Annotated in this window: 24 protein-coding genes and 1 pseudogene; 11 read left to right on the forward strand and 14 right to left on the reverse strand. The window is 50.7% G+C overall.

Annotated features, from left to right (window positions below; genetic code table 11):
• Positions 1 to 71: 71 nt before the first annotated feature.
• Positions 72 to 221: pseudogene (locus LQ229_RS17190) on the reverse strand (methylated-DNA--[protein]-cysteine S-methyltransferase); the annotation flags it as partial.
• Between the two features lie 418 nt (positions 222 to 639).
• On the opposite strand from LQ229_RS17190, the gene serS reads away from it, so the two are divergent.
• Entirely contained in the window at positions 640 to 1,920 is a 1,281-nt protein-coding gene (gene serS, locus LQ229_RS17195) for a serine--tRNA ligase (RefSeq protein WP_230192364.1), read from the forward strand.
• A gap of 98 nt (positions 1,921 to 2,018) precedes the next feature.
• Here serS and LQ229_RS17200 read toward each other — a convergent pair whose 3' ends face one another.
• The 4 genes from LQ229_RS17200 to LQ229_RS17215 all read right to left on the reverse strand — a co-directional run bounded on the left by LQ229_RS17200 (position 2,019) and on the right by LQ229_RS17215 (position 6,043).
• A complete protein-coding gene (locus LQ229_RS17200) occupies positions 2,019 to 3,122 on the reverse strand; it encodes a Ger(x)C family spore germination protein (RefSeq protein WP_230192365.1) in 1,104 nt (367 codons plus the stop codon).
• Complete coding sequence (locus LQ229_RS17205; protein ID WP_216538444.1) at positions 3,115 to 4,236, reverse strand: endospore germination permease; 1,122 nt, start codon at positions 4,234 to 4,236, stop codon at positions 3,115 to 3,117. The genes LQ229_RS17200 and LQ229_RS17205 overlap by 8 nt, the downstream gene beginning before the upstream one ends.
• The gene (locus tag LQ229_RS17210) at positions 4,208 to 5,728 is read right to left on the reverse strand and encodes a spore germination protein (protein WP_230192367.1); all 1,521 of its coding nucleotides are present in this window, start codon (positions 5,726 to 5,728) and stop codon (positions 4,208 to 4,210) included. The genes LQ229_RS17205 and LQ229_RS17210 overlap by 29 nt, the downstream gene beginning before the upstream one ends.
• Before the next feature lie 114 nt (positions 5,729 to 5,842).
• The gene (locus tag LQ229_RS17215; RefSeq protein ID WP_216538477.1) at positions 5,843 to 6,043 is read right to left on the reverse strand and encodes a copper ion binding protein; all 201 of its coding nucleotides are present in this window, start codon (positions 6,041 to 6,043) and stop codon (positions 5,843 to 5,845) included.
• A gap of 191 nt (positions 6,044 to 6,234) precedes the next feature.
• Between LQ229_RS17215 and LQ229_RS17220 the strand changes: the two genes are divergently transcribed.
• Complete coding sequence (locus tag LQ229_RS17220; protein WP_216538442.1) at positions 6,235 to 6,915, forward strand: succinylglutamate desuccinylase/aspartoacylase family protein; 681 nt, start codon at positions 6,235 to 6,237, stop codon at positions 6,913 to 6,915.
• A 15-nt stretch (positions 6,916 to 6,930) separates the two neighbouring features.
• Here the strand turns inward: LQ229_RS17220 and LQ229_RS17225 are convergent, their stop codons facing one another.
• On the reverse strand, positions 6,931 to 7,785 hold the full coding sequence (locus LQ229_RS17225) for a helix-turn-helix transcriptional regulator (protein WP_216538441.1): 855 nt from the start codon (positions 7,783 to 7,785) through the stop codon (positions 6,931 to 6,933).
• 201 nt (positions 7,786 to 7,986) lie between these two features.
• On the opposite strand from LQ229_RS17225, the gene fabF reads away from it, so the two are divergent.
• Both fabF and LQ229_RS17235 read left to right on the forward strand, forming a co-directional pair.
• Positions 7,987 to 9,222, forward strand: a complete 1,236-nt coding sequence (gene fabF, locus LQ229_RS17230) for a beta-ketoacyl-ACP synthase II (RefSeq protein ID WP_216538440.1) — start codon at positions 7,987 to 7,989, stop codon at positions 9,220 to 9,222.
• Positions 9,223 to 9,390: 168 nt separating this feature from the next.
• Complete coding sequence (locus LQ229_RS17235) at positions 9,391 to 10,551, forward strand: hypothetical protein (protein ID WP_230192368.1); 1,161 nt, start codon at positions 9,391 to 9,393, stop codon at positions 10,549 to 10,551.
• Between the two features lie 18 nt (positions 10,552 to 10,569).
• On the opposite strand, the gene csaA is transcribed toward LQ229_RS17235, so the two are convergent.
• On the reverse strand, positions 10,570 to 10,905 hold the full coding sequence (gene csaA, locus LQ229_RS17240) for a chaperone CsaA (protein ID WP_216538438.1): 336 nt from the start codon (positions 10,903 to 10,905) through the stop codon (positions 10,570 to 10,572).
• A gap of 142 nt (positions 10,906 to 11,047) precedes the next feature.
• On the opposite strand from csaA, the gene LQ229_RS17245 reads away from it, so the two are divergent.
• Positions 11,048 to 11,587, forward strand: coding sequence for a DMT family transporter (locus LQ229_RS17245; protein WP_230192369.1), 540 nt, complete (start codon positions 11,048 to 11,050; stop codon positions 11,585 to 11,587).
• An 84-nt stretch (positions 11,588 to 11,671) separates the two neighbouring features.
• On the opposite strand, the gene LQ229_RS17250 is transcribed toward LQ229_RS17245, so the two are convergent.
• Positions 11,672 to 12,352: a TerC family protein gene (locus LQ229_RS17250; RefSeq protein WP_216538437.1), complete on the reverse strand. Its 681-nt coding sequence runs from the start codon at positions 12,350 to 12,352 to the stop codon at positions 11,672 to 11,674.
• A gap of 414 nt (positions 12,353 to 12,766) precedes the next feature.
• Positions 12,767 to 13,339: a cob(I)yrinic acid a,c-diamide adenosyltransferase gene (locus LQ229_RS17255; protein WP_216538436.1), complete on the reverse strand. Its 573-nt coding sequence runs from the start codon at positions 13,337 to 13,339 to the stop codon at positions 12,767 to 12,769.
• 119 nt (positions 13,340 to 13,458) lie between these two features.
• Between LQ229_RS17255 and lepB the strand changes: the two genes are divergently transcribed.
• From lepB to LQ229_RS17280, 5 genes are all read left to right on the forward strand, one after another.
• Entirely contained in the window at positions 13,459 to 14,010 is a 552-nt protein-coding gene (gene lepB, locus LQ229_RS17260) for a signal peptidase I (protein ID WP_216538435.1), read from the forward strand.
• A 199-nt stretch (positions 14,011 to 14,209) separates the two neighbouring features.
• Positions 14,210 to 14,536, forward strand: coding sequence for a helix-turn-helix transcriptional regulator (locus LQ229_RS17265; protein WP_216538434.1), 327 nt, complete (start codon positions 14,210 to 14,212; stop codon positions 14,534 to 14,536).
• A gap of 106 nt (positions 14,537 to 14,642) precedes the next feature.
• A complete protein-coding gene (locus LQ229_RS17270) occupies positions 14,643 to 15,512 on the forward strand; it encodes a class I SAM-dependent methyltransferase (protein WP_216538433.1) in 870 nt (289 codons plus the stop codon).
• Between the two features lie 2 nt (positions 15,513 to 15,514).
• Positions 15,515 to 16,228: an RluA family pseudouridine synthase gene (locus LQ229_RS17275; RefSeq protein ID WP_230192370.1), complete on the forward strand. Its 714-nt coding sequence runs from the start codon at positions 15,515 to 15,517 to the stop codon at positions 16,226 to 16,228.
• A complete protein-coding gene (locus LQ229_RS17280; RefSeq protein ID WP_230192371.1) occupies positions 16,221 to 17,534 on the forward strand; it encodes a CapA family protein in 1,314 nt (437 codons plus the stop codon). Before LQ229_RS17275 ends, LQ229_RS17280 begins: the two co-directional genes overlap by 8 nt.
• Here the strand turns inward: LQ229_RS17280 and LQ229_RS17285 are convergent.
• On the reverse strand, positions 17,531 to 17,938 hold the full coding sequence (locus tag LQ229_RS17285) for a MarR family transcriptional regulator (RefSeq protein WP_230192372.1): 408 nt from the start codon (positions 17,936 to 17,938) through the stop codon (positions 17,531 to 17,533). The two genes, LQ229_RS17280 and LQ229_RS17285, sit on opposite strands and share 4 nt — an antisense overlap.
• A gap of 172 nt (positions 17,939 to 18,110) precedes the next feature.
• On the opposite strand from LQ229_RS17285, the gene mgtE reads away from it, so the two are divergent.
• Positions 18,111 to 19,469: a magnesium transporter gene (mgtE, locus tag LQ229_RS17290; RefSeq protein WP_216538431.1), complete on the forward strand. Its 1,359-nt coding sequence runs from the start codon at positions 18,111 to 18,113 to the stop codon at positions 19,467 to 19,469.
• On the opposite strand, the gene LQ229_RS17295 is transcribed toward mgtE, so the two are convergent.
• From LQ229_RS17295 to parE, 4 genes are all read right to left on the reverse strand, one after another.
• Positions 19,427 to 19,600 carry a hypothetical protein gene (locus LQ229_RS17295; RefSeq protein WP_216538430.1) on the reverse strand — a complete coding sequence of 58 codons (174 nt, stop codon included), beginning with the start codon at positions 19,598 to 19,600 and terminating at the stop codon, positions 19,427 to 19,429. The two genes, mgtE and LQ229_RS17295, sit on opposite strands and share 43 nt — an antisense overlap.
• Positions 19,601 to 19,875: 275 nt before the next feature.
• Positions 19,876 to 20,772 (reverse strand): transposase, encoded by an 897-nt coding sequence (locus LQ229_RS17300; protein WP_230192373.1) that lies wholly within the window; start codon positions 20,770 to 20,772, stop codon positions 19,876 to 19,878.
• Positions 20,773 to 21,272: 500 nt separating this feature from the next.
• A complete protein-coding gene (gyrA, locus tag LQ229_RS17305; protein WP_216538428.1) occupies positions 21,273 to 23,708 on the reverse strand; it encodes a DNA gyrase subunit A in 2,436 nt (811 codons plus the stop codon).
• Between the two features lie 12 nt (positions 23,709 to 23,720).
• Positions 23,721 to 25,706, reverse strand: coding sequence for a DNA topoisomerase IV subunit B (gene parE, locus LQ229_RS17310; protein WP_216538427.1), 1,986 nt, complete (start codon positions 25,704 to 25,706; stop codon positions 23,721 to 23,723).
• Positions 25,707 to 25,737: the final 31 nt, after the last annotated feature.

Below are 25,737 nucleotides of genomic sequence, written 5' to 3' on the forward strand. Positions count from 1 at the left end.
CAGTACAAACCGATCGAATTGGTCTTTTTGATTAAAGATCATCTATAAAGTTGTTTTTATGCGGCTTCCTGTTAAAACTGAAAACGGGCATGCCCTTTCCTCAAAAAGCTATTAATCCCTTCTAATTGCAGCAGTTGTTCCTTTACCTGCAATCCGCCCCGAAACCCTGTCAGGGCAGTGTTTTTTCCGATAATACGATGGCATGGCACGACGATCGGGATAGATACACGGAATAAAAAATAGCGTCTTCCATTTCGGCAGTCCCTCCTCTTGACTCCATTATAAACGATCCCCGAATTCCTGATAATATGATGGGAATAGGACAGCAAAAATTCGACAGCGGTCCGTCGCTTTGCCGAAATCTTGCATTCCGTTCCCTTTTCCGCTATACTCTGTAATAATTAATTTCAGACCGCAATTATGCCGATGAAGAGCATCCAACTCGGAGGCGTTTATGACAAGAATACCTGTACGCGTATTCCCTAAATAAACCGGACCCGCCCGTTATCGCGGACCAAGCGGTTCGAGCCCGCCGCGATCGGCGCTCGGACAAATTGGATGGCACCGCGAGCGAAACGCCCCTCGTCCCAAAAGATGAGGGCGTTTTTTGTATTTTCGACGAAAAGGAGCGCGGTGTACATGCTAGACATCAAATGGATTCGCCAACATCAAGAAACGATTCAGGAGGTTGCCGATTGGAAAGGGATCGACGTGTCCATCCCCGATTTAATCGCCTGGGACGAACAAAGACGGCGGCTTCTGCAAGAAGCCGAAACGTTGCGGAATGCCAGAAACGATCTGTCGCAGCAAATAAGCGGATTGATTCGCGAAGGGAAACGCGATGCGGCGGCGGAGATCAAAGAGCGTGCGAAGGAAAACAACCGCCGGCTGGAGGAACTTTCTTCGCTGCTGGCGGAAGCCGAAAGGCACTATAGACGGCTCATGCTGCTTGTTCCGAACTGCGTCTCGCCGGACACGCCGGTCGGCCGTTCGGATGCCGACAATGTCGTCGTAAGAACGGTCGGCTCTCCCCCATGCTTTGATTTCGAACCGAAGGATCATGCGGCACTCGGCGAAATGCACGGAATCGTCGATATCGCGCGCGGGGTGAAAGTGGCGGGAGCGAGAAATTACTTTCTCGTCGGCAGCGGATTCAGCCTGCATCGAGCGGTGCAGCAGCTAGCGCTTGATTTGCTGGCAAGCCGGGGATTTACGGCGATGGAAGTGCCGCTGCTCGTTCGCGAAGACGCGCTGACGAACGCCGGCTTCTTCCCATTGGGCCAAGATCAAACGTTCGAGCTCGCCGCCGACCGCAAATGGCTGGTCGGAACGTCGGAAGTGCCGCTCATCTCGTATTACGGCAACGAGATTGTAGATGTGCGCCATCCCATGAAGCTTGCGGCCGTTTCCAACTGTTTCCGCAGGGAGATCGGCTCGGCCGGCAAGGACGTGCGCGGGCTGTATCGCGTTCATCAGTTTGCGAAGGTAGAGCAAGTGATTGTATGCGCGAACGATCCGGAGCTATCGGAACGATTGCTGCAGCAAATCACGCAGAACGCGGAAGATTTGCTTCAATTGTTGGAGCTGCCTTACCGGGTTGTCGCGGTATGTACCGGCGACATGTCGCAGAAAACATACAAGCAGTATGATATCGAAACGTGGATGCCTAGCCGCCAAGCTTACGGCGAGACGCATTCGTCGTCGAACTTGCACGATTTCCAAGCTCGCAGGTCGAACATCAAGTATCGCGACGAGAACGGCGAGCTCCGCTTTTGCCACACATTGAACAATACGGCGGTGGCCACGCCGCGCATTTTGATCCCGCTGCTGGAAGTCCACCAACGGCAGGACGGTTCGATTCATATTCCGCAAGCGTTGCGCAAATATATGGGCGGAATGAAAGAACTGACTTTACCGTAACGAACGAATGCCGGCCGGCAGCGCGATGAAAGCTGCCGGCCGGCATTCGTTCGACTTAAACCGATACAAGCCGGACAGAGAACATATGCTTCGTTGATTTACGCGGCTCTTCCGCTATCTTTAATTTTAAAGCGGATATTGCATTTCACTCTGATGTTCGGAAACTCTTGGCCCCAATCCATCCCTTTCCATTGTTCATAGGTCATGCTGTTTCTGACGTATTTGCCGATTCCTACGCTATCAACCTCGTTTTTCTGCATAAATTTCATCATTTGATTGGCTTTGCCGGAAATATGTTCGGAAATTTTATTCTCCAGTTCGATTCGAACCTTTTCTTCATCCAATCTCCCCGGTCCGATGTACTCGAGCACGGAGCCCTTTACGACCACATTGACGGCTACTTCCTCGATCCTCGTCCCTTGCTTGCGCACCTTCACGTTTCGCTTCGAGTTCAAGGAATTGAACATGACCGATTCGCGTCTTCCTTCATCTCCTCCGAGATCCACGCTAATTGACCCATGCCTGAAATTCCCCCGAAGAAAACCGAAAACAAGCGCATCCTGGGGTTGAATTTTGTTTATGTATTTTGCCCCCTTAAACAATCCGATTCCGTCTATGACGATATTTTCCTTCTCCTCCTTGATCACCGGAGCGACCGGATCGATGCCGTCGTCGAAATAATCGCGGAAAAATTCGTATAGCGTCACTTTCGGGATCGAATGCTCCTTCGCTTCTTTCATCAACAATCGGTCGATATATTTATCCGTGCGCGGATGCTGTCTGAAATTCTTCTCCAGCAAGCTGACCGCGCTTCCATTAACGACCGAAATTTTGACTTGCGGCGAAATCGCGGGATCCCTGCCGAACGTATCGAATTCTTCCATCAGACCCCTTTGGGCTAAGCTCATCCCGTACAATATATTTCGCAGTTGCCCGCTTACCAATGTTAGACTGGTTTTTCTGGAAAATTCGATTTTGGCTTCTTTGCTGCTCTTCGCTTCGGTCGTCAACAATTTTCTGCCAATCTTCACATCCGGATCGGCAATCGGGATGCTGCTGGCGATGTGCAATAGTCCGTTCGGCAGCAAGTCGAAACTTTGCGTCTCGATAAATCCCAATCGCTCCAAAACCCGTTGGTCGCCGCATCCCGACAAAATCGTCACCGCCGCGAACAATGCAAGGATAATCCGGTTTCTAGCCACGAGCCATACCGCCTTTCATACGTTGAAGAAGCAAGATCAAAATAAGAATGATCGGCAATCCGAATGCGATTCCGATTTCTAGAAATGCGAGCGTCCTTAGCCACTCGCGTACTTCGCCGATCACATCCGGAATAAAAGCGATGAAGTACGCAACCGCCAATATGCAGAACTCGATTACGCCCGGCTTCGCTCTTTTGAATATGCGAAAGAGCGCTTCTTTCGCCGCCCAAACGTACATCACGGTTGAGAACAATGTCGTGAACATAAAAAATCCGTACAATAGATTTTCCACGCGCTGCACAAACGGAAACTTAATATAAGACATCAAATCGATAACGGGGTAAAGGATCAATTTCAGTTGATCAAGACTGTAAAACCCGAAAGAAACGATGCAAGTTACCAAGTAAACGATGGTTGCGATGACGTTGCCGATAAAAACCGCCTTCATCAATTTCGTCCTCTTGTCCGCATATGGAAATAAAAACAGGCTAAGCTCATACCCAAGAAAGGCGCCAAAAAGACTAATCACTCCTTGAATCATATTCCCCCCGTCTTTAAAAATAAACGGGGTGTACCGCGCCCATTCCATGTCGCCTACGAAGAAAAAGAACAGCACCATCATCCAAATAATAAGCCAAAAGAAGATCGTTCCCGCCTTGGCGATGACATACAGCCCTTTGCTGATCAACATGATGACGAGGATATCCATCAACAGTTTCAACGCCATGGGGGGCGACGTCGGAAAAGAGAACATTTGAAAAATAAGCACATATTCTTTGGAAACCAAACATCCGATTAGAGCCCATACGATAGCAAGCGCAATATAAACGGGAAAGGCCAAAAATTTCGGTATGGATTGTTCCACGATGTCGAATACCGATCTTCCCTGGCCGAGCCGATAAACAAGGCCGATAAGCATGATGTTGAAGGTCACGATGAGCGAAACGATGATGACCGCAATCCAACCGTTCGTCCCAAAGTATTGCGCCGCGACCCGCGGCAATCGCAATACCGCGATGCCCGATTGAAACATGTAGATTAAAATCGTCGCATGGATCTCAACTTCTCTTGCACGGAGAAACCACCTATTTCCGCATTTTGTTTCGCACCTCATTGCGCGATTTGCTTTGTGTCGGTCTTTTTCGGATAAACCAAAACGGCGCCCGTATAAAAATGTCTTTCCAATCGGTTATTTGAAACGGCGCGACCGGTGTAACGTACGATGTGCCTAAGCTTGTCAATCCGCTAAGATGGATGGCGACCGCGGCAATCCCGACCGCGAGCCCGAAATTCCCGAGTACTCCTGCCAAAATGATTAAGCCGAAACGAACAAATCGAATCGATGCGCTCATCACATAGCTTGGAATGACGAAAGAAGCGATCGCGGAGGATGCGACGGCGATGACCAAAATATTGCTTGTAAAGCCCGCCTGCACGGCCGAAGAACCGATGACGATCCCGCCGACGATACCGATCGTTTGGCCGATTTTGGTCGGCAGGCGCGCGCCCGCTTCCCTTAAAAGTTCAATCGTCGTTTCCATGAGCAGCGCCTCGTACAGAGGCGGAAACGGCACCTTGCTTCTTGATTCGGTTAACGAAAGCAGCAAATTTTCCGGGATCATCTCATAATGGAATGTCGTAATGGATACATAGACCGCCGTGAACGTAATCGTGATGACAAACGCGATAAATCGCAAGAAACGGGTGGCGCTGCCAATGGCCCACCGTTGGTAATAATCGTCCGATGAAGTAAAAAATTCGAAAAAGGAAGTCGGTACGCTAACGACCGAAGGGCTGCCGTCTATAATGCAAAGCACTTTGCCGTCCGCCAGCTTGGATACGGCCGCATCGGGACGTTCCGTCGTTATAAATTGCGGAAAAATGGAGTTCGGATTGTCGTCGATAATTTGAATCAACATATTTGCATCGTAAATGGCGTCGGTCTCGATATTTTTAATTCTGTTAATCAATTCTTGCACATAGTCCATGTTGACAATATCTTGAATATATAAAACATATGTTTCTGTTTTTGTGATTTCCCCTACATTAAGCTTTACGATTTTGAGATGGGAGCTTTTTAACCGGGCGCGGATTAACGATAGATTCGATCCCGCTTGCTCGGTGAAAGCGTCATGCGGGCCGGTAATAACGGTTTCCGTTTCCGATTGGGCGATCGAGCGCGCGACCGGGCCGTATACATCGATCAAATAGGAAGCATTGCCGTGAAAGATGGCGACGCTTCCGGATAAAATGCCGTTTACCAAGACTTTCGAGTCGTTCACATACTTGAATTGGGTTTGCTTGAACAACTTAGAGATGTTGGCGGGAGTCGCTTGCGAAAGCGGAGTGACTACATCGCGGTTCAACTTCTCGTCGTCAACCAAATGACCGAAAAAAACCGTGACCACGTCAAGCTCCGGATAGGTTCGTTGATTGAGATCCGCACAATCCGCAAATTCTTGCAGCGTATGCCGAAGGGAAGGTTTGGCATTCGCTTGCTTCGTTAGATTTTCCTGCGAACCCTTATACTTTAGGGATTTCTTATATAACGATTGAATAAACCGGGTAAATAAGGTCATTTCGCACCACCGTTGTCGAATCATCATGATTTCTTGGTTATTATTGTTATCGCAGGTATGCTTTATACATTTTCGCCACGCAAAAAAAGGACGGCTTCCACATGGCCGTCCTTTTATTTCGAATCACATCCGCCGGGGTTGTTATACGACGTCGTAACCTTGCTCCTCGATCGCTTCTCTTATCGCATTCAAATTGACTTCGGCTTCGTCATACCGCACATGCACGGTGCCGGCCGCCAAATCCGCTTTGCCGGAAACACCGATCCGTTCCAACGCCTTTTCTACGGAATGAACGCAATGGCCGCATGACATGCCTTGCACTTTCAAAGTAACGTTCTGCATTTCGATCGCTCCTCCGCCTTTTTTCCTTTTTTTTCGTGCTACCATAAGTATACTTTCCCGTCCGTCGTTCCATTCCGCCCATGAGCGCTCTGACACCAGCAGCGCAATCTCGGCATATATCATAAATGTCGCATCGCTCATGCGCTAAATCATGATTTATTTGTTAATAACGTCAAGCGAGGTGAATCGTAATGCGGGTAAATCAATATCAATTGGCTGCCGGTACTTCATACAAAACGGCATATTATATCGCGCGCAGCGATCGGAAAGGACCTGCATGTCTCATCACAGCCGGCATTCACGGCAATGAAATCGCCGGCATGCGGGCGGCGGGCAATATTGCGCAGTCGTTGATGCGCCATTCGCTTGCATTGCAGCGAGGAACGTTAATTATTGTGCCTATTGTCAATCGGCAAGCGTCTCGCAAGCGAATCCGCGGCGTTCCCGATATAAACCGGACATTTCCGCGGCATCCGAAGGACCGGGCCCGTCATCCGCTTTCCGCCGCCTTAGTTCGTTTAGCGAAAAAGCATCGTCCCGAGTGGGTTCTCGACTTGCACGAAGCGAACGGGTTTTCCCGTGTCGATCCGAAAGTGCTCGGCCAATCGCTCATTACGAATTCGCGTAATGCATCGTTGCCTGTCGTGCGGCGCATCGCCAAGCGAATGAACCGGTCGATTAAACGGAGCTCCCGTCAATTTACCGTCCGGCTGCGCAGTTTGCCCGGCTCTTCCCGTACGAGCGCCGCCCGTCTATTGCGCGCCAAAGCCGTCACCGTCGAAACGTCCTGGAATTTGCCGCTTTCGCTGCGGGTTCAATTCCAGGAAACGATCGTACGCCATTTTTTGCGGGAAGCCGGTTTGATATCATAGAGCCGCTCCTATGGGTCACATCTCTTGCGGCTGCCCAAGCTTGCGCATAAGCTGGCGCATTTTCGCTTCCGTGTCCGAACCCGCGGACGGGGTATAGACGCTGCAGCGCAAATCGGTTCGGCCTTGCACCTGCAATGACGTTAAATCGAACAGCATCTTGCCGGCTTTGGCATGCCGGAATTCGATCGAAAACTCGGGGGCCGAGCTGACATCGTTATGAACCCAAAAATCGCGAAACTCGGCATTCGTTCGACTGATTCGTTCGATAAACTCATTGTACCAGGAGTCCCCGACATATTGACCGTAATACGAACGGAATATGGCCAGAAACCCGCGGACGAAGTCATTCCAATTGACAGCCAGCGCCTTCAATTCTTTCCGGGTAAACAACAGCCAAATAATGTTCCGTTCCTCCGGGGGCACCCGTTCGAAATCCATAAATACCGCGGCGGCCGCTTGATTCCACCCGACAACGTTGCATCGCCTGTCGGATACGATCGCCGGGTAATGGCGCAGCTCGCCGAGAATAAGGCCGATGGCCGGACTGATGTTCGGAGGCTCTTCATCTTTGGCGGACGGAGCGGTTTGTTCGAGCGCCAGCATAAACAAATATTTCCGCTCGTCCTCGTTCAATTGCAATGCAAAAGCAATCCGGTCGAGCACTTGAGTGGAAACGGTAATATCCCTTCCTTGCTCGAGCCATGTATACCATGTCGTGCTGACGCCTGCGATTTGGGCCACTTCCTCCCGCCGCAAGCCCGGAGTTCGTCTTCGTCCCCCGCCCGGCAATCCGGCCGCGCTTGGCTGCAGCTTCGCCCGATGCGTTTTCAGAAATTCGGATAAAGCTTGCAAACGCACATCGTCATTCATCGCTAACACACACCTCGATTACAACCGTTTATTGCAAAACCTATCATTAATTATACCATGATAAACAACAACTTGTAATAGGATATTCATTATGACATGATAGGAACAAATGAACGTTCGATCGCGACCGATCCCCATCGATGTATGGCGATCTAAAGGTTGCAAGAGACGAGAAATCAATTTCAATTGGAGGGAAATCGAATGACACGTGTAGTTGTAACGGGGATGGGCGTCATCTCGCCGCTCGGGAATGACGTTCCGACGTTCTGGAGCAAGCTTGCGAACGGAGAATCGGCTATTTCGACCATCGATACGTTCGATATTTCGCCGTATAAATCGAAGATAGCCGGTATCGTCCGCGGGTTCGATGCGGAGAAAGCCGTCGGGTCCCGCGACGTGCGAAGAATGGATCGGTTTTGCCAGTTTGCGGTCGCTGCGTCCAAGCAAGCGATCGAGGATGCCGCCCTAAACGTCGAAACGGAAGACAAGGAGCGGATCGGAGTATATATCGGTTCCGGCGTCGGCGGCTTGCAAACGCTGCTGGACAATTACCGGACGCTGCTGAACCGCGGTCCCGGACGCGTCAGCCCGACGGTTGTTCCGATGATGATCGCCAATATGGCGGCGGCGCAAGTGAGCATTATGTTCGGTTTCACAGGACCGACATTGGCGCCTGTTACGGCCTGCGCCAGCAGCAACAACGCAATCGGCGAAGCGTATAAACTGATACAGCGAGGCGGCGCCGACGTCGTCATTGCCGGAGGCGCGGAAGCGACGTTGACGGATCTCGCGCTGGCGGGATTCGGCAACGCGACCGCCCTCTCCACGCGCAACGACGAGCCTGAACGGGCCAGCCGGCCCTTCGACGCCGAGCGCGACGGTTTCGTGCCTTCCGAAGGGGCCGGCGTGCTCGTACTCGAATCGTACGAGCATGCGCGGCGCAGAGAAGCGCGAATCCATGCGGAAGTGATCGGCTACGGCGCCTCTTCCGACGCCTATCATATGGTCGCTACCGAACCGGAAGGAACAGGCGCCTATCGGGCAATGAAGGAAGCCGTTCAAGACGCCGCCATCTCCGCGGAACAAATCGATTGCATCAATGCGCATGCCACCAGCACGCCGCTTGGAGATTTGTCGGAAACATTGGCGATTAAGAAGCTGTTGGGCAGTCGCGCCTACGACATTCCCGTCACCGCCAACAAATCGATGCTGGGCCATCTGCTCGGCGCCGCAGGCGGCGTGGAAGCGATCGCGCTAATCAAATCGTTGCAGGAGGGCCTCATTCCGCCGACGATCAACTTGGAGCATCCGGATCCGCAATGCGATCTGGATTACGTGCCGAACCGTGCAAGGAAGGCGAATCCGAGCATCGGGCTGTCCAACTCCTTCGGCTTCGGAGGCCACAACGCGGTCATTATTTTGAAGAAATACGAATAATGAAGCGATCGACTGAAAAAGACATTTCAAACTGGAATGTCTTTTTTCCATTGCTGATTTTGATTGCCATTTAGGCTGCCGGCAAATGAATTCGCAGGAGTTTGCGCAAAATAACAATGGTTGACGCACGGAAATCGTACAAGAAAGGGATTGAACAGGAGGTTATGTATGTTTCATCGATCCGTCCACGCCTTCACCGCAGCGTTGTTATTATGCGCATTATTCCTGCAGCCCGCTTCGGCCTTGCCGGCGAAATCGGCCGAGCAAGCGGTCGTCACTTTCGCCGTCCGCTACAGTCCGACAGCAACGTACGAAACGAGGCTTGCCGTCTATCACCGCGAAATCGCGAAAGAGATCGCGCGAGCGCGAATGCAAAAAGCCGATCCTCATCTTTATATGACCGATCTGTACGTAACCGTGTTCCGCCAGAACCGGGAACAGCAATTTCGCTTGGAGTATACCGGAAACCTATGGAACGAAGCGCAGTCCGAACGGCTGACATTGTCTAAAGAAACGTCCGGCAAACTGCTTCGGTATGCGGAGGCGTTAAGAAAGCGCCATTATGGGAAACTGATTTCTTGGGATGAAGTGAAGCGAACCGTCCCGCGCAAAAGCATATTTTCCGTCACGGATTTGGAAACGGGACTGACGTTTCGCGTGCAGCACCGGGCGGGAAGAGATCATGCGGATGTGCAGCCTTTGACGAAAGAAGACACCAAAATAATGAAAGAGATCTATAACAACCGGTGGAGCTGGAACAGGAAAGCGATATTGGTCCAGTTCGGCAACCAACGGTACGCCGCTTCCATGAACGGAATGCCTCATGGCGGGGACGGAATTCCGGGAAACGGTTTTTCGGGCCATTTCTGCATTCATTTCAGCGGCAGCACGACCCATCGCTCCGATCGCCCGGACTTGGCCCATCAATTAATGGTTCATAAAGCGGCAGGCATGTTGAAGACCTTTTTCCAGTCCGCCTCGCCGGAGCAATTGACGGAAATATGGAAGGAAGCGATGCAGCAAAAGGATATTGATATGATAAGGCAATTGCTTGAAGGCGTATCTCCCGCCCAACTCGCATCTATTGAACGGGAGTTGAGCGAACTGACCTCCATTCAGTTCGAAAGGCTCCGTCATGCGAATAAGCCGGGAAACGATGCCGCCGAGGAAGAGTTATTGTTTAAAGAAATTCGCTTCAGGGCGACGCTTTACCGGAAAGGAAGCAGAGCGCAGCAGGTTACGTACCGGATTATATTTGAAAGGGATTCAAGCCAATCGCCGTGGCGGTTCCGGGACGTAGCAACGGTTCAAACGGCAAAGCGCAAGTAAATCGCTCTCTCCTTCCCTTTAAGCGATCGGCGTTCCGTTCGCTACCGGTTGATCGGGACCGAGCAGCACGACGTCTCCTTCACCGGGAACGGCGCCCAATACCAAAACTTCGGACACATAGCCTGCAATCCGTCTGGGCGGAAAATTAACGACTGCCGCAATTTGGCGGCCGACCAGACGCTCGGGGCAATAACGAGCCGTAATTTGCGCGCTGGAACGCTTCACGCCGAGATCGCCGAAATCGATTTCCAGTTTGATCGCGGGCTTGCGCGCTTCGGGAAACGGCTCGGCCCGTACGATCGTACCGATTCGAATATCCAACTTGTCGAAGTCCTCTATTGCCGCTGTTGTCATATCTTTCTTCCTCTCTACAACTCTTTTTGTTATGTTTTGTATTGTAACATATACGCTTGGAGCATGCCTGAGCCTAATTTTCTCTTTTCAAAAGCGGGATGGAGCAATACAATAGAATGACAGATAGAGGGAGTTGAGAAAATTGAACAACATTATTATGCTGCTGTTGGTGCTGCTTAGCGGCGCCGGTATGAGCGTACAATCCGGTGTGAACGGAGAACTCGGCAAAAAGATCGGAACGATTGAAGGAGCTTTCATCTCTTTTTTCATCGGATGCGTCGCATTAATGCTATTGATGTTTTTTATCGGCAAAGGGAATGTCACCCATGTGTTTCAAGTGCCGAAATGGCAGCTTTTCGGCGGCCTGATCGGAGCTTTTTACGTCTTTATGATGGTGTTTGCCGTTCCGCGGCTCGGCGTTGGCACCTTTGTCGTTTGCGCAATCGTGGGACAAATCGTCATGAGCTTGGCTATCGACCACTTCGGATGGTTCGGCAGACAGCCTGTCGAGTTGAATTGGCAGCGCATCTTGGGAGCCGTCTTGCTGTTCGCGGCCCTGCTGCTGATCTACAGCGGAAATACGGGCACATCGAAACAACAACATGCAGGGTCGAAATCCGGTTCGCATCGCGCCCAATCCGTCGACTCTGCCGCCAGCCAAATCGCTGAACATAAGGAATAATCGTTCAAAAAAACGCGCCGCCTCGCAAGCCGCATATGAAGCGGTTCGCGATAGCGGCGCGGCTTTTATAACGCAATCGGTCGATTATGCGGCTCCTTTGGCCGCTAATCGGCTGCGGTTTTTCATGACGCCAAGTCCGAGCACAGCGATAACCACGACGACGATAAACACCCATTTCAATGCCGGATTGGCTGCGAAAAACGGATGGATGAATTTCTCGTCGACGATCATTTTGGCCGCCGTATAAGCCAGGATGCCGGACCCGATATAAATGATCCATTTGAAACGATCCATAAGCTTAATAAACAAGGTGCTTCCCCAGACGATGATCGGGATGCTGACGAGGAGCCCGATAATGATCAGCAAGAAATTGCCGTGTGCTGCGCCGGCCACAGCCAGCACATTGTCCAAACTCATGACGACGTCGGCGACGAGAATCGTGCCGATCGCGGCAAGCACGCCCGACTTCGCTTCCATCTCATGCTTTTTCTCGCCAACGAGCAGCTTATAGGCAATCCATACAAGCAGAATACCGCCGATAAGCAGCAGTCCCGGCAGCTTCAACAGCCAAGCGACTGCCAGCGTGGCAAGGGCGCGAACAACAATGGCGCCGACCGTTCCCCAAATGATAACCCTCTTCTGCATCTCCTTCGGGACATTGCGCGCGGCCAATCCGATCACGATCGCATTGTCTCCGGCAAGCACAAGGTCGATGATAATAATACTAATTAGTGCGGATAAAAATTGGAAGCTGAACACGTCCATCACGACACACTCCTCATTTTAAAAATGGCAACCTGTAGCATCATTATTTTCCTTACCGGTCGTCCCCTAATTGCAGACTAATCCATCCATTCCGTCCGATGATTATTATTTTTCACCTGCCCCCAAATTATTTAGGCCCACACAAAGAAATAGACCTTCACCGTTAACGGCAAAGGTCTACATATGTATATATCCGGACCTTTACCTTAATCGGCAAAGGTCTTGCTAACAATGGTACATTGCCAATAAAGCCGGGGATATTTCCTATCCCGAACTGACGACTTTATTGTGAAAGCTACTCCCCTTTGTGAGTTTCCATAGACTATTAATTTATGAGCTGATTATATCGAATGGGCTTGCACATTGTCAAGCCGGAAAATGTCCTGATTGAAATAATTCGCGTGAAATAGAACATTATTTGTTATTCCGGCGAAAGACGTTTCCGCTGCGCACGTATTCGACGCCTTCCACTTTTTCGCGGAAATTAGCCGTTCTGGCCAATGTAAAGAACAAATCGGACAATCGATTTATATATTTCAGAACGTCCTGATTGATTTCCTCGGACTTGCCGAGCGTAACGATTCGGCGTTCCGCGCGCCGGCACACCGTGCGGCAAACATGCAGCGCCGAGGATACGGAGCATCCGCCCGGCATAATGAATTTTGTAATATCCGGCGTTTCCGCGTCATACCGGTCGATCCAAGCTTCCAATTTGTCCGCCATTTCGGCGGTAACGCGGTACGGCCGCAAATCTTGTTTGGCTAATGCCAAGTCATGGCCGCAATCGAACAACTCCTGTTGAATCGTCGCGATATCTTCTTTCATATCCTTATAAATCGAATCGTCCATCATACTATGCGCCATGCCGGTAAAGCTGTTCAACTCATCGACCGTCCCGTACGCTTCCACGCGAATATCGTCTTTATCGACACGGCCTCCGATGACCGCCGTAGTACCTTTATCGCCGGTACGAGTATAAATTCTCATATTCATCGTCTCCTCTTTACGAAAATGATAGCACACAAGCCGCAACAATAAAAGAAACCTTTATCCGTCCGCTGCGTATAATCAAAAAGAATACGTTTTGAAGAAAGGCAGGAATATTCGTGAAACTAGTCAAAGAAATCGGCAGTTGGGCCGGCTCCATTGCGATCGCATTCGTTCTGTCTCTTATCGTCAGCATTTTTATTTTTCAACCGTCCAAAGTGCTCGGCCATTCCATGGAACCTACTTTGAGCGATACGCAGCGTATCTACATATCCAAGCTGTCGCATACGTTTTCCTCCTTGCCGGATTACGGCGATATTGTGATCATAGACAGCCGCGTCGACCGGGAGCGCTCGTTTAGGGACGATATTATCGAGTCCCCTCTATTCAGCCTGATTACCGGGTATAACAATGAACATATTTTTTATGTGAAACGGGTCATCGGCAAGCCCGGCGACGTTTTGGAATTCAAAAACCATAAGGTATACCGGAACGGTGAAGCGCTGGACGAGCCATATTTAAACGAAACGATGCTGTATATGACCAAGGAAAAAAGAGTCGTGCCGGAAGGCCATATTTTCGTCATGGGAGACAACCGCAATCACAGCACGGACAGCAGAGACATCGGCTATATCCCGCTCGATCATGTCATCGGCAAAAAAATATTTTGAATGAAATCGGCTGCAAATGCTATCGGATCGTTCGCCCCGCGTTAAACGGGCGGCGATCCTTTTTTATGCAAATTTCGACGCAAATGCAATGTACAAGCTTAACATGATACAATTTGTATCATAAATTACTATTAAAAGGGAAAGGCTTCATTGTGCAACTTCCGCTTGCGGCAATCTTTGATAGAAGGAGTATATGACAATGACCATGGGTGATCGTTTGAGACAGCTTCGGATGAACAGGAACATTTCACAAGAAGAAGTGGCGCGCACGATCGGAATTACCCGTTCGGCCTACAGCCATTACGAAATTAACAATCGGCAGCCCGTCTATGAAACATTGCTGAAATTAGCCGCATTCTACGACGTTTCGCTCGATTATATCGTAAGCGGCGTATCCAGCCGGCCTGATGCCGGCGAAGCGAATGAAATCATTCGGCTGCTAAACACGATGGATCAGGATAAGCGCAAATACACCATCGATTTAATGATGAACATGATTAAACAAAACGACGAAACCGTTATTTGACCGATCACAGCCAATCATTGCCTTCGTCCTATGCCATTGGCTATAATGTAGGTTAGTGTCCAATATGATAAACGAATCAAATCTACGTGACAAGGATGGTATCTACATGTACGTGGCAAAAGATTGGCAAGATTATGAACTCATCGACACCGGCGGCGGCGAGAAGCTGGAGCGCTGGGGCGACGTCGTGCTGCGCAGGCCGGATCCGCAAATCATTTGGCCGCTCGCGCAGGAAACGAAACGTTGGAAAGACGTGCACGGCCACTATCACCGCAGTTCGTCCGGCGGCGGGCATTGGGAAATGAAAAAACAAGTCCCCGATCGCTGGACCGTCGCATACGGCGAACTGTCCTTCCACATTAAACCGACAAGCTTCAAGCATACGGGTTTGTTTCCCGAACAAGCCGTCAACTGGAGCTGGATGATCGACAAAATTCGATCGGCGCAGCGGCCGATTAAAGTATTGAATTTATTCGCGTATACGGGCGGAGCTACGGTGGCTTGCGCATATGCGGGCGCGGAAGTATGCCACGTCGATGCGGCCAAAGGCATGGTGCAGTGGGCGAAGGAAAACTTGCATTTGTCGGGTTTGAGCGACCGGCCGGTCCGATTTATTACGGATGACGTGTTCAAATTCGTACAACGCGAACAACGGCGCGGCAATCAATACGACGCAATCATAATGGATCCGCCCTCTTACGGAAGAGGACCGGGCGGCGAAATGTGGAAACTGGAAACCAATCTGTATCCGTTTCTTGAATTTTGCTTATCGATTATGTCGGACAACCCGTTATTTGTGCTCGTCAATTCGTATACGACCGGATTGTCGCCGGCCGTGCTGCATAATTTGCTCAGCATGACGATGAAGCGCAAGTTCGGCGGAAACATTACTTCGGGCGAAATCGGCCTTCCGATTACCCATTCCGGGCTCGTCCTGCCTTGCGGCATATTAGGCCGGTGGGAGGCATCCTCGTAATTATGATGCAATCGAATCATGCACCGGAATACCCGAATATCGCCGTCTTATTTGAAGACAACCATGTCCTCGTCGTGGAGAAACCGGTCAACATCCCTTCCCAGGAAGATGCCAGCGGCGATCCGGATATGTTGACGATTTTGCGGGCGGATTTAAAAACGAGATACAACAAACCGGGAAACGTCTATCTCGGTTTAGTGCACCGTCTGGACAGGCCCGTCGGCGGAGCGATGGTGTTCGCCAAAACGTCGAAAGCCGCTTCCCGCTTGTCCGAGGCGGTTCGCAGCCGCTCATTCGACAAGGAATATTATGCGGTTGTGCACGGCACGCCGTCCAAGCCTGCCGAAGAGCTCGTTCATTATTTGCGCAAAGACGCGAGAACGAATACCGTCTCGATCGTCGACGAACGCGCGGACGGAGCGAAAAAGGCGGTGCTCGAGTACTCGACCGTCGCCGCGCGCGACAAGCTGAGCCTCGTCCGCATCCGGCTTCACACGGGGCGTCCGCATCAAATCCGCGTTCAGATGAATGCGATCGGATGCCCGCTTGTCGGCGATCAGAAATATGGCGCGCGCCTGAACGCACCCGGCCAGCAAATCGCCTTATGGTCGGCGTCCATCGGATTCCCTCACCCGATCACGAAAGAGCGGGTAATGTTCCGGTCGGTTCCGCCCGACGCTTACCCTTGGAATTTGTGGGGTGATGCGTTTGAATAATCGGATACTCCGCCCCTTTCGTACAATCCGTCTGGCGAACGCGATCGTTTTCCTCTGTTTCGCATTGGTACTGTCCGGTTGCCAGCCGATTTCATCGGTACATACCGCGGCGCCAATCTCCCTACCGGATGAGGAAACATCGAGTCCGTCCGATTTCGGCGCTCCGGCGGAAACTTCCGACCCGTGGCTTGATCAAACCCAGGAGGGCCCCGAAACCGTAATCCCTTCTTACACAACGGAAGCGGCATTGCTCGCCGTCGGCGATATTATGATGCACATGCCGCAATTGCCGGCTTCTTACGACGCGAAGACAAAGACGTATAATTTCAACAATTTTTTTACGCATGTGAAGCCGATTTTGGAAGAAGGGGATTGGGTGCTGGCCAATCTGGAGGCGCCGCTGGGCGGCGAGGATTTGGGCTATAGCGGCTACCCGATGTTCAACGCTCCGCCCGAATTGGCGGCAGCATTGAAATACGCGGGTTTTACGATCGTAACGACGGCAAACAACCATGCGATGGACCGCAAAGAAATCGGAGTGATTCGCACATTGGATCGGCTTAAGGAGCAAGGGCTTGTGACGAAAGGAACGGCGGCAAGCGCCGAAGAAGCGGAACAATGGACGATCGTGACGAAAAACGATATCAAAATGGGGATTCTGGCCTATACATATGGAACGAACGGAATTAAGGTCCCGGAAGACAAGCCTTATCTGATCTCTCTGATCGACAAACCGAAAATGATGGCGGATATTGCCGGATTGCGCGAGGCCGGAGCCGATGTCGTAACGATCGCGCTCCATTTCGGAACCGAATATCAGCGAAAGCCCAACAAACAGCAAATGGAATTGGCGCGCGAATGCATTCAAGCGGGAGCCGACATCATTCTCGGGGCTCATGCGCATGTCGTACAACCATACGAAAAAGTCGAAGTAACGAACGAAGACGGATCCAAACGAACCGGATATATTGTCTACTCCATGGGTAATTTCCTATCGAATATGAAAGACGAGTATACCGATTACGGCATTATTTTTTCCGTACATATCAAAAAGCATTTTCCGGAAGGAACCGTAGAGTTACACGACGCAAGCGCCATCCCAACCTGGGTCCATATCTCCGGCCCGCGGGCCAAACGGCAATATCGCATTTTGCCGGTGCAGCAGACGATCGAGCATCGCAACAATCCGTTGCTCCGCGAAGCCGACTACAAACGGCTGAAAGAGAAATTGCAAGCGTTGACCGCCCACTTGGAATCGATGAACGAAACGGTTCGGGTACAAGCTTCTCCCCCGGCCGTCGATTAAGCGCTCGTAATTTTGCCTAGCAAATAGATGAACAGTTGTTGATTATGCGCCGAAATGCGGCTCAAGACGGATGAAACATATTCGTCGCGAACCTTCATTCCCCGGCGCATTTCTTCTTTCCCTTTCTCCGTCAGTTCCACCCAAACCGCCCTGCGGTCCTCTTCCGTCCGAACGCGCGTAATCAGCCCCCCTTTTTCCATCCGATCCAACAAAGTCGTAATGGCGGGCGGCGATGTTTCCAGGAAAGGCATTAAATCCGAAGGCTTCATCTTGCCATGCTGATCGATCACTTCCAAAACGTCGAGCTGCGCTTCCGTTAACGAGGGCGCCAACCGTTGTTCCAGATGAATTTTATAGTCCTTCGACAGCTTGGCCCAAAGTTTTACAAATTCATCGGTTTGCATCGACTTATTCCTCCAAAATTCGTTAATGTAGTAAATGTTTAATCCAATTAACTATATCTAGTTTACCACATTTTTGCTTGAAAGAAAAGGAAATCGGCGTCGGATGATTCTTGAACTTGGAGGGAAAAATGGAAATGGGCTATAAACATTGCCGTAAGGATGGTGCGTAAAGATGGTACATACGATGTCGGAAGAAGAAATCATGCTGTTGGTTATCCAAAATATAAAAGAGCATAAGCGCGACGAGATACAACAAATCATCGATGAATTGCAGCCTTACGATATCGGGCAGCTTTATTCGAATTTGCCGGAAAAGCATCGGCTCAAATTTCTTGGTATGCTTCAACCGAAACAAATCGCCAATCTCATTCAAGAGCTTCATCCACCCATGCAAATCGATATACTACATAAACTTGGAGTTCAGCAATCATCCAATATTATGGATTTGATGGAAAATGACGATTTGGCCGATTTGCTTCATCAATTGTCGGTCGATAAGATCGAGCAATTTTTATCCTCCATGCAAGCCGAAGAATCCAATCATATTAAAGATTTGCTGCGTTACCCTCCCGAAACCGCGGGAGGAATCATGACGAACCGTTACGTTTGGATCCGTCAAACTTACACCGTGAGAGAAGCGGTTGACAAATTGAAATCATTTGCCGATATCGCCGAGAACATTTACTATCTGTACGTCCTTGACGATAACAAACGGCTGGTCGGCGTCGTTTCATACCGCGATCTATTGCTGGCCGAATTATTCGATAAAGTGGAAGATATTATGTATACTCGCGTCATCTCCGTGCCGGTCGATATGGATCAGGAGCAAGTGGCGCGCGTCATAGAGCAGTATGACTTCATTTCCGTCCCTGTCATCGATGAACAGAGCCGCTTGATCGGCATCGTAACCGTTGACGACATCGTGGATGTCATTATCGAAGAAGCCAACGAAGATATCGCCAAACTGTCCGCATCGGGCAAAACGATCGATTGGAGTACGAGTACATTGACCGCTGCCGCGCGCCGTTTGCCTTGGCTCGTATTGCTATTAGGACTGGGAGTCCTAACCGGCAGCATCTTGAGCGGCTTCGAAGAAACGCTCACGAAAGTCGTGGCGCTCACTTATTTCATGCCGATGATTTCGGGGATGACAGGCAATACCGGCACGCAATCGCTCGTTGTCGTCGTACGCGGGCTCATGTCCAACGAGATTAACCGCAGAAGCGTGATGCGCCTGCTGCTGCGCGAATTGGGCGTCGGCGTCATTATTGGCGCGGTATGCGGCATCTTAATTACGATGATCGCAATCGTTTGGCAAGGCGATCCGGTTCTCGGTTTGGTCGTCGGCAGCACGCTGTTGGCGACGCTTATTATCGGCACGTTGGCCGGGACGTTGATTCCGCTGCTGCTATATTTGTTCAAAGTGGACCCGGCCGTCGCTTCCGGGCCTTTAATTACAACCTTGAACGACGTCTTCTCGTTAACGGTTTATTTCAGCATCGCTTCCTTGTTTATTTCCCGGCTGCTGTAAATTCGGGTCGGCGTTGCCGTTAGCCCCGCTTCGGCCGGCCCCTGTTCATGCTTTTCCTCCTCACTTGCTCGCTTCTTTTCACTTCTTTCGCTTTTCTCGCTTCTTCTCGCTTCTTTCCAACTTTTCTTCACTTTGTCGCTCTTTTCCGCTCTTTCTTTTTCAACTCTTTGGCGAACTTTTTCAGCTCACTTCAGGCCTTTCTACGCCCTTCCCTTTCCTTTTTTCCGCCCTTCTGTCGATATCCCGCTCAGTCAGGCCCCCCCTTTTCTGTTGATATCCCGCTCGGTCAGGATAGAATGTAAATGAATCTTATGTGTAACGCGGAGCCGATTCTGCTTTCAACACTAATAGTTGTTATGATAAAAATGTGTACTCGTATTTAGCAAGCGAAACTAGCGCTATTTCATTAAGAGGCGAATTTATAAGCAACCTGGCCGGAATTATCAATATGACCGACAAGCTCAGGATAAGTAATCGTTCGTGAAGTAACGCAGCTGTTGAATAGCGATTTCAGCGGGGATGGTTGACTATGGTTAAACATGTAACAATAATGATTCAAATAAGCTTGCAGATGCTTGCTTCCAATGCCGCCGAACCGGCAAGCAAGCCACGTTTCCACTTCCCCTGCAAGCCGTATTAACGTTAGGTTCCTGTCGCGTCCGATACGGCGCGTCACAATCGCACCGGCAGCCGCCTTCGGATCCACGTAACGTTCGATAAAATGATCGACCGGAAAAGGCTTGAAGCAAGTTTTGATCGGTTCTTTGCGTTGTTTTTCGATTTTTATTTTCACGATCACCCCGTTCTCGTCCTCCGAAGCGCCGATGAGCAGAGGTTGTGCTTGTTTATGCCAATTCGAGCCGGGCGTGATCCTCAAGGCATAGATCGCTTCCGAAATGCGAACCAGTCCGGACAACAGCTCCGTCGATTCCGTCTGGGACATGGCATACCGCAGCTTGTGGCAGATGAGCCAAGCGGTTTTGTAAGTTACCTCGATGATTCGGGATAATTGTATCGCGTTGACGCCCTCCGGCCTTGCATGGAGATAGATCGCCTGAAACCATTTGCGCAGCGAGGTGCGGCTGCCTTCCATGACCGTACCGGCAATGAGCGAAGTTTGCGCCCTGCAGGATTGGCACTCATAAAGAGGAAGTCTGCGGGTCGTAATGACGTAAGCGGCATGATGCTGACACCGGGGGCATCGGAACCCGTCCGGCCATCTCATCTCGTACCATGCTTTCGCGCATGTCTCTTCCTTCTCATAATAAGCTGAGAACGCTTCAAAGGATAACAACTCGGTCATGACAATCCCTCCCGGCACAATAATTAGAACTTACGTTCCCCTTTATTATACCAAACAAATGTTCCTATTTCAACTTTCAAATTTTATTTTTTAGGAAAATATGGTCACCGTCTTGCTATTTCAAAAGCTTCCCTTAGGAAGAAAAAATACAAGCTTACGTCACTAACGAAAGCCACTTTTTTGCTCTTTATGAACGATGGGGATACCGATGCTGGTTTTCCGGAGTTTATCGACAGCTAGTTTTCTGAGGTTTTCTGAACGAAGGGGATTGGACAAATAGTTATTTGGGCTTTCTGAACGAGGGGAATTTCGACAACTAGTTTTTTTTGAGCTTTCTGAACGAATGGGATTTCGACAAAAGGGGGGGGAAAAAGCAATAGTACAGCGCATTGACCGCAAGGAACCGACATTACTGAGCGACGGGGATTTCGACAAAAGAAATAAAGTCGATACTGTTGAACCGTCCAACAGCATCGACTTTTTCGCATGCACCGCAAACTTTATTCGTTTCGGCGCCAAATATGAGCGATCGTTTCCTTCTTCTCCAGCGAAACGACCGATTTGCCGACCGATTTGCGCTCGTCGATCGGAGGCTGCTCCGTCGAGAACGTATGCACCGCACCGCCGCTCGTCAGCACCGTCAGCGTATACGGCTCTTTGCAATGGAATGCGCCTACGAGGCGGGTTCCATTCGGACGAACCCTCTTGCCCTCTTTAAACTCGAACGTAATGATCCCTTTGCCGCCTCTGCCTTGGGTCGGGTAATCTACCAACAGCGTACGCTTGGCAAAGCCGAGTTCGGATATCGTGATCAATTCTCCTTCGTCGTCCACCCACTCGGCGGCCACCACTTGATCCCCGTCCTTCAATTGGATGCCGCGCACACCGCCGGATACGCGTCCCATCGAATTGACCTCCGATTCGTGAAAGCGAATGCTCATTCCGTCTTTCGTCACAAGCATAATGTCTTTCGTACCGTCGCTTTCATGGACGGCAACCACTTCGTCTCCTTCGGCCAACTTGCAGGCGGCGATCGCGATCGAACGGCTGGTGAAATATTCTTTCAGCTCCGTACGCTTCACTTGGCCGCGTCCCGTTACGAACACGAGCGATCGATTCGGTTCTTCGAAATTTTTGACCGGAATGACAGCGACGATTTGATCGTCCTTCGCGATCGGGATAACGTTGACGATAGCCGTGCCGTTGTCCTTCCATTTAAACTCCGGAACTTGATGAACCGGCAGCAAGAAGTATTGGCCTTTCCGGGTAAATAAGAGCAGATTGTCGATCGTGTTCACTTCGAACAAATAGCGGACGACGTCGCCTTCCTTCACGCCCGAACTGTCCAACTCCCCGCCGGAACGCGTAAACGACAGCATGCTTGTCCGTTTCAAATATCCTTCGTTCGACAACGTGACGAGAACGTCTTCCGGCGTAACCATGACCTCCAAATTCACCTTCAATTCCTCCACCTCGCTTTGGATGGAGGAACGGCGATCAATGCCGTATTTTTCGCGAATTTCAATCAATTCGTCCTTGATGACCTTGAGCAGCTTTTTGGTATTCTCCAAAATCGAACGGTAATTCGCGATTTTCTTGGAAATATCATGAAGCTCTTTCTCGAGCGATGTAATCTCCAAATTGGTCAGACGATATAATTGGAGCGTCAGAATGGCGTCCGCTTGGCGTTCCGTAAATTGAAACTTGTCGATCAAATTATTTTGCGCGTCCTGCCGGTTTTTCGAGCCTTTAATCGTCGCGATAATATCGTCCAACAGATTGAGCGCCTTGACGAGTCCTTCGAGCACATGCGCCCGGTCTTCCGCCTTTTCCAAATCGTACTTCGTGCGGTACGTGACAACTTCCTTCTGGTGCTCGATATACGCTTCGAGCATTTGCTTCAGGCCGAGCTGTCTCGGAGCTTTATTGACGATAGCGACCATGTTGAAATTGTAGTTTACTTGCAGATCCGTCTTTTTCAACAAATATGCCAATATGCCCTGTGCATCCGCATCCTTTTTGAGCTCGATGACGATTCGCAATCCGCCTCGGCCGCTTTCGTCGCGCACTTCGGCGATGCCTTCGACTTTTTTCTCCAGCCGAATATTTTCGATCGCAGTCACGAGCCGCGACTTGACGACTTGATACGGAATTTCCGTGACGATAATTTGTTTGCGTCCGCCGCGCATTTCTTCGATTTCCGTCTTCGAACGGACATGTATGCGGCCTTTACCCGTCTGATAAGCGTCCCTAATTCCTTCCTCGCCCATAATGAGCCCGCCGGTCGGAAAATCCGGGCCTTTCACGATTTGCATCAGTTCTTCGAGCGTAATGTTGTCCCGATCCATAACGGCGATGCAAGCATCGATGACTTCGCGTAAATTATGGGGCGGAATTTCGGTCGCAAAACCCGACGAAATCCCGCTTACCCCGTTCACCAACAAGTTCGGATAACGGGAAGGCAGGACTACCGGTTCTTTCGTCGTATTATCGAAATTGTCTTTAAACAATACCGTTCGCTTCTCGATATCGCGCAGAAGTTCCATCGCGATCGGCGATAAGCGCGCCTCGGTGTACCGCATAGCCGCGGCCGGATCGTCGTCTTGCGAGCCCCAGTTGCCGTGTCCGTCGATGAGCACATGCCCCATCTTCCAAGGCTGGGCCATGCGCACCATGCCTTCGTAAATCGACGAATCGCCGTGCGGATGATAATTCCCCATCACGTCCCCGACCGTTTTCGCCGATTTGCGGTACGGCTTGTCCGGCGTATTGCCCGCATCGTACATCGCGTATAATATGCGCCGTTGGACCGGCTTCAAGCCGTCACGGATATCGGGTATGGCTCGATCTTGAATAATGTATTTGGAATAACGGCCGAAACGATCCCCGACGACATCTTCCAGAAACGCCGGTAAAAATTGTTCCAACAAGTCCATCACGATCCCCCCTTACTCCTCATATTCCGTAAAGTCCACGTTTTCGACGATCCAGCGCTTGCGCGGATCGACTTTATCGCCCATTAAGGTGGATACGCGGCGCTCCGCTTTGGCGGCGTCTTCGATCTGCACCTGCAATAAAGTGCGGGTTTCCGGATTCATCGTCGTTTCCCACAATTGTTCCGGGTTCATTTCTCCCAAACCTTTATAACGCTGCAGTTCGAAGTTTTTGCCGAATTCTTTCAAATAATTGGCAAGCTGCTCATCCGTCCAAGCGTAGCGAACCGTAACCAGTTTGCCCGATTTGCGCGTAATTTTATAAAGCGGCGGCTGCGCGATATAGACCCGTCCCGCATCGATCAAAGGCTTCATGTAACGGTAAAAGAACGTAAGCAGCAGCACTTGAATATGCGCTCCGTCCGTATCGGCATCCGTCATAATAATTATTTTGGAGTAGTTGCTCTCTTCCAGCTCGAAATCAGCCCCGACGCCCGCGCCGATCGCAGCGATAATATAGCGGTATTCGTCGTTTTTCAAAATGTCGGCCAATTTCGCCTTCTCCGGATTCATCGGCTTTCCCTTCAGCGGCAAAATCGCCTGAATCTTTGAATCGCGCCCTTGCTTCGCCGATCCTCCCGCCGAATCTCCTTCGACGATAAACAGTTCCGTTCGCGTATAATCTTTCGATTGCGCAGGCGTCAGCTTGCCGCCAAAATTCGAGCTTTCGCTTCGCTTCTTGCCGCTGCGCACTTCTTCCCGCGCTTTGCGCGCCGCTTCCCGCGCTTTGGACGCTTGGATCGCCTTCTTCACGAGCATTTGCGCAACCTGCGGATTTTCCTCAAGGAACAGCGCCATCTTCTCCGAGACGACCGCATCGACCGCGCTGCGTGCCGTGGCGCTGCCGAGTTGGTCTTTGGTCTGGCCGACGAATTCCACCTCGGACATTTTGACGCTTATGACGCACATCATGCCTTCGCGCAAATCATTGCCTTCCAAGTTTTTGTCTTTTTCTTTCAATAAGCCGATCTTGCGCGCATATTCGTTCATCACCCGGGTAAACGCCGTCTTGAACCCCGTTTCATGCGTACCGCCCCCGCGCGTCGGAATCGAGTTGACGAACGAAGCGATCGTTTCCGTATATCCGTCGTTATACTGCAGCGCGACTTCCACTTCGATGTCGTCCTTCTCCGCGGAGAAATGGATCACTTCTTCGTGCAGCGCCGTTTTGCTCTCGTTCAGAAATTGTACGAACTGGCTCGCTCCGCCTTCGTAATGGAACACGTCTTCCTCTCCGGTGCGCTCGTCTTTGAGCACCACTTTCAAGCCGGAATTGAGAAACGCGATCTCCTGCAACCGTTCCGCGAGCGTATCGTAGCTAATATGAATCCCGCTTGGAAAAACGCGCGCATCCGGCTTGAACGTTACCTTCGTCCCGGTGCGGTTCGTATTGCCGACCACTTCCAATCCGGTCGTCGGTTCGCCTACATGCTCTTTGCCGTCCGCATCTTTCCAATACTCAAAGCGCTGTTTATGGATTTTGCCTTTGTGGTATATTTCCACCTCCAGCCATTCGGATAACGCGTTCGTCACGGATGCGCCAACGCCGTGCAATCCCCCGGATTTCTTGTATCCGGAGCCGCCGAATTTCCCGCCCGCATGCAGCATCGTGAATACGACCTGCGGCGTCGGAACGCCGGTCTTGTGAATGCCCGTCGGAATCCCGCGCCCGTTGTCCAGAACGGTGACCGAATGATCTTTATGTATCGTGACATCGATTTTGGAGCAAAAATTGGCTAAATGTTCGTCGACCGCGTTGTCCACGATTTCCCATATCAAATGATGAAGGCCAGACGAGCTTGTACTGCCGATATACATCCCGGGCCGTTTCCGAACCGCGACCAGCCCTTCAAGCACTTGAATGTCGTCAGCATCGTATCCTGAAGCCGTTCCGTTATCGCCTGCGAATTCATTTGCAAATAAATCGATCTGCTCGACCACTCATGCTCCCCCTTAAGATTTTCGAAATCAT

This window comes from Paenibacillus sp. CECT 9249, assembly GCF_918697855.1.
In the GTDB taxonomy this organism is placed as follows: Bacteria; Bacillota; Bacilli; order Paenibacillales; family Paenibacillaceae; genus MSJ-34.

What these genes read in the sequence shown, in the direction of transcription:
- LQ229_RS17265 (WP_216538434.1), top strand. Translation starts at nt 14,210, where the DNA reads ATGACCATGGGTGATCGTTTGAGACAGCTTCGGATGAACAGGAACATT.
- LQ229_RS17225 (WP_216538441.1), bottom strand. Translation starts at nt 7,785, where the DNA reads ATGAATGACGATGTGCGTTTGCAAGCTTTATCCGAATTTCTGAAAACG.
- serS (WP_230192364.1), top strand. Translation starts at nt 640, where the DNA reads ATGCTAGACATCAAATGGATTCGCCAACATCAAGAAACGATTCAGGAG.
- LQ229_RS17270 (WP_216538433.1), top strand. Translation starts at nt 14,643, where the DNA reads ATGTACGTGGCAAAAGATTGGCAAGATTATGAACTCATCGACACCGGC.
- LQ229_RS17275 (WP_230192370.1), top strand. Translation starts at nt 15,515, where the DNA reads ATGATGCAATCGAATCATGCACCGGAATACCCGAATATCGCCGTCTTA.
- LQ229_RS17285 (WP_230192372.1), bottom strand. Translation starts at nt 17,938, where the DNA reads ATGCAAACCGATGAATTTGTAAAACTTTGGGCCAAGCTGTCGAAGGAC.
- mgtE (WP_216538431.1), top strand. Translation starts at nt 18,111, where the DNA reads ATGGTACATACGATGTCGGAAGAAGAAATCATGCTGTTGGTTATCCAA.
- LQ229_RS17250 (WP_216538437.1), bottom strand. Translation starts at nt 12,352, where the DNA reads ATGGACGTGTTCAGCTTCCAATTTTTATCCGCACTAATTAGTATTATT.
- LQ229_RS17205 (WP_216538444.1), bottom strand. Translation starts at nt 4,236, where the DNA reads ATGAGGTGCGAAACAAAATGCGGAAATAGGTGGTTTCTCCGTGCAAGA.
- LQ229_RS17210 (WP_230192367.1), bottom strand. Translation starts at nt 5,728, where the DNA reads ATGATGATTCGACAACGGTGGTGCGAAATGACCTTATTTACCCGGTTT.
- LQ229_RS17215 (WP_216538477.1), bottom strand. Translation starts at nt 6,043, where the DNA reads ATGCAGAACGTTACTTTGAAAGTGCAAGGCATGTCATGCGGCCATTGC.
- LQ229_RS17220 (WP_216538442.1), top strand. Translation starts at nt 6,235, where the DNA reads ATGCGGGTAAATCAATATCAATTGGCTGCCGGTACTTCATACAAAACG.
- gyrA (WP_216538428.1), bottom strand. Translation starts at nt 23,708, where the DNA reads ATGGACTTGTTGGAACAATTTTTACCGGCGTTTCTGGAAGATGTCGTC.
- LQ229_RS17235 (WP_230192368.1), top strand. Translation starts at nt 9,391, where the DNA reads ATGTTTCATCGATCCGTCCACGCCTTCACCGCAGCGTTGTTATTATGC.
- LQ229_RS17300 (WP_230192373.1), bottom strand. Translation starts at nt 20,772, where the DNA reads ATGACCGAGTTGTTATCCTTTGAAGCGTTCTCAGCTTATTATGAGAAG.
- fabF (WP_216538440.1), top strand. Translation starts at nt 7,987, where the DNA reads ATGACACGTGTAGTTGTAACGGGGATGGGCGTCATCTCGCCGCTCGGG.
- csaA (WP_216538438.1), bottom strand. Translation starts at nt 10,905, where the DNA reads ATGACAACAGCGGCAATAGAGGACTTCGACAAGTTGGATATTCGAATC.
- LQ229_RS17255 (WP_216538436.1), bottom strand. Translation starts at nt 13,339, where the DNA reads ATGAGAATTTATACTCGTACCGGCGATAAAGGTACTACGGCGGTCATC.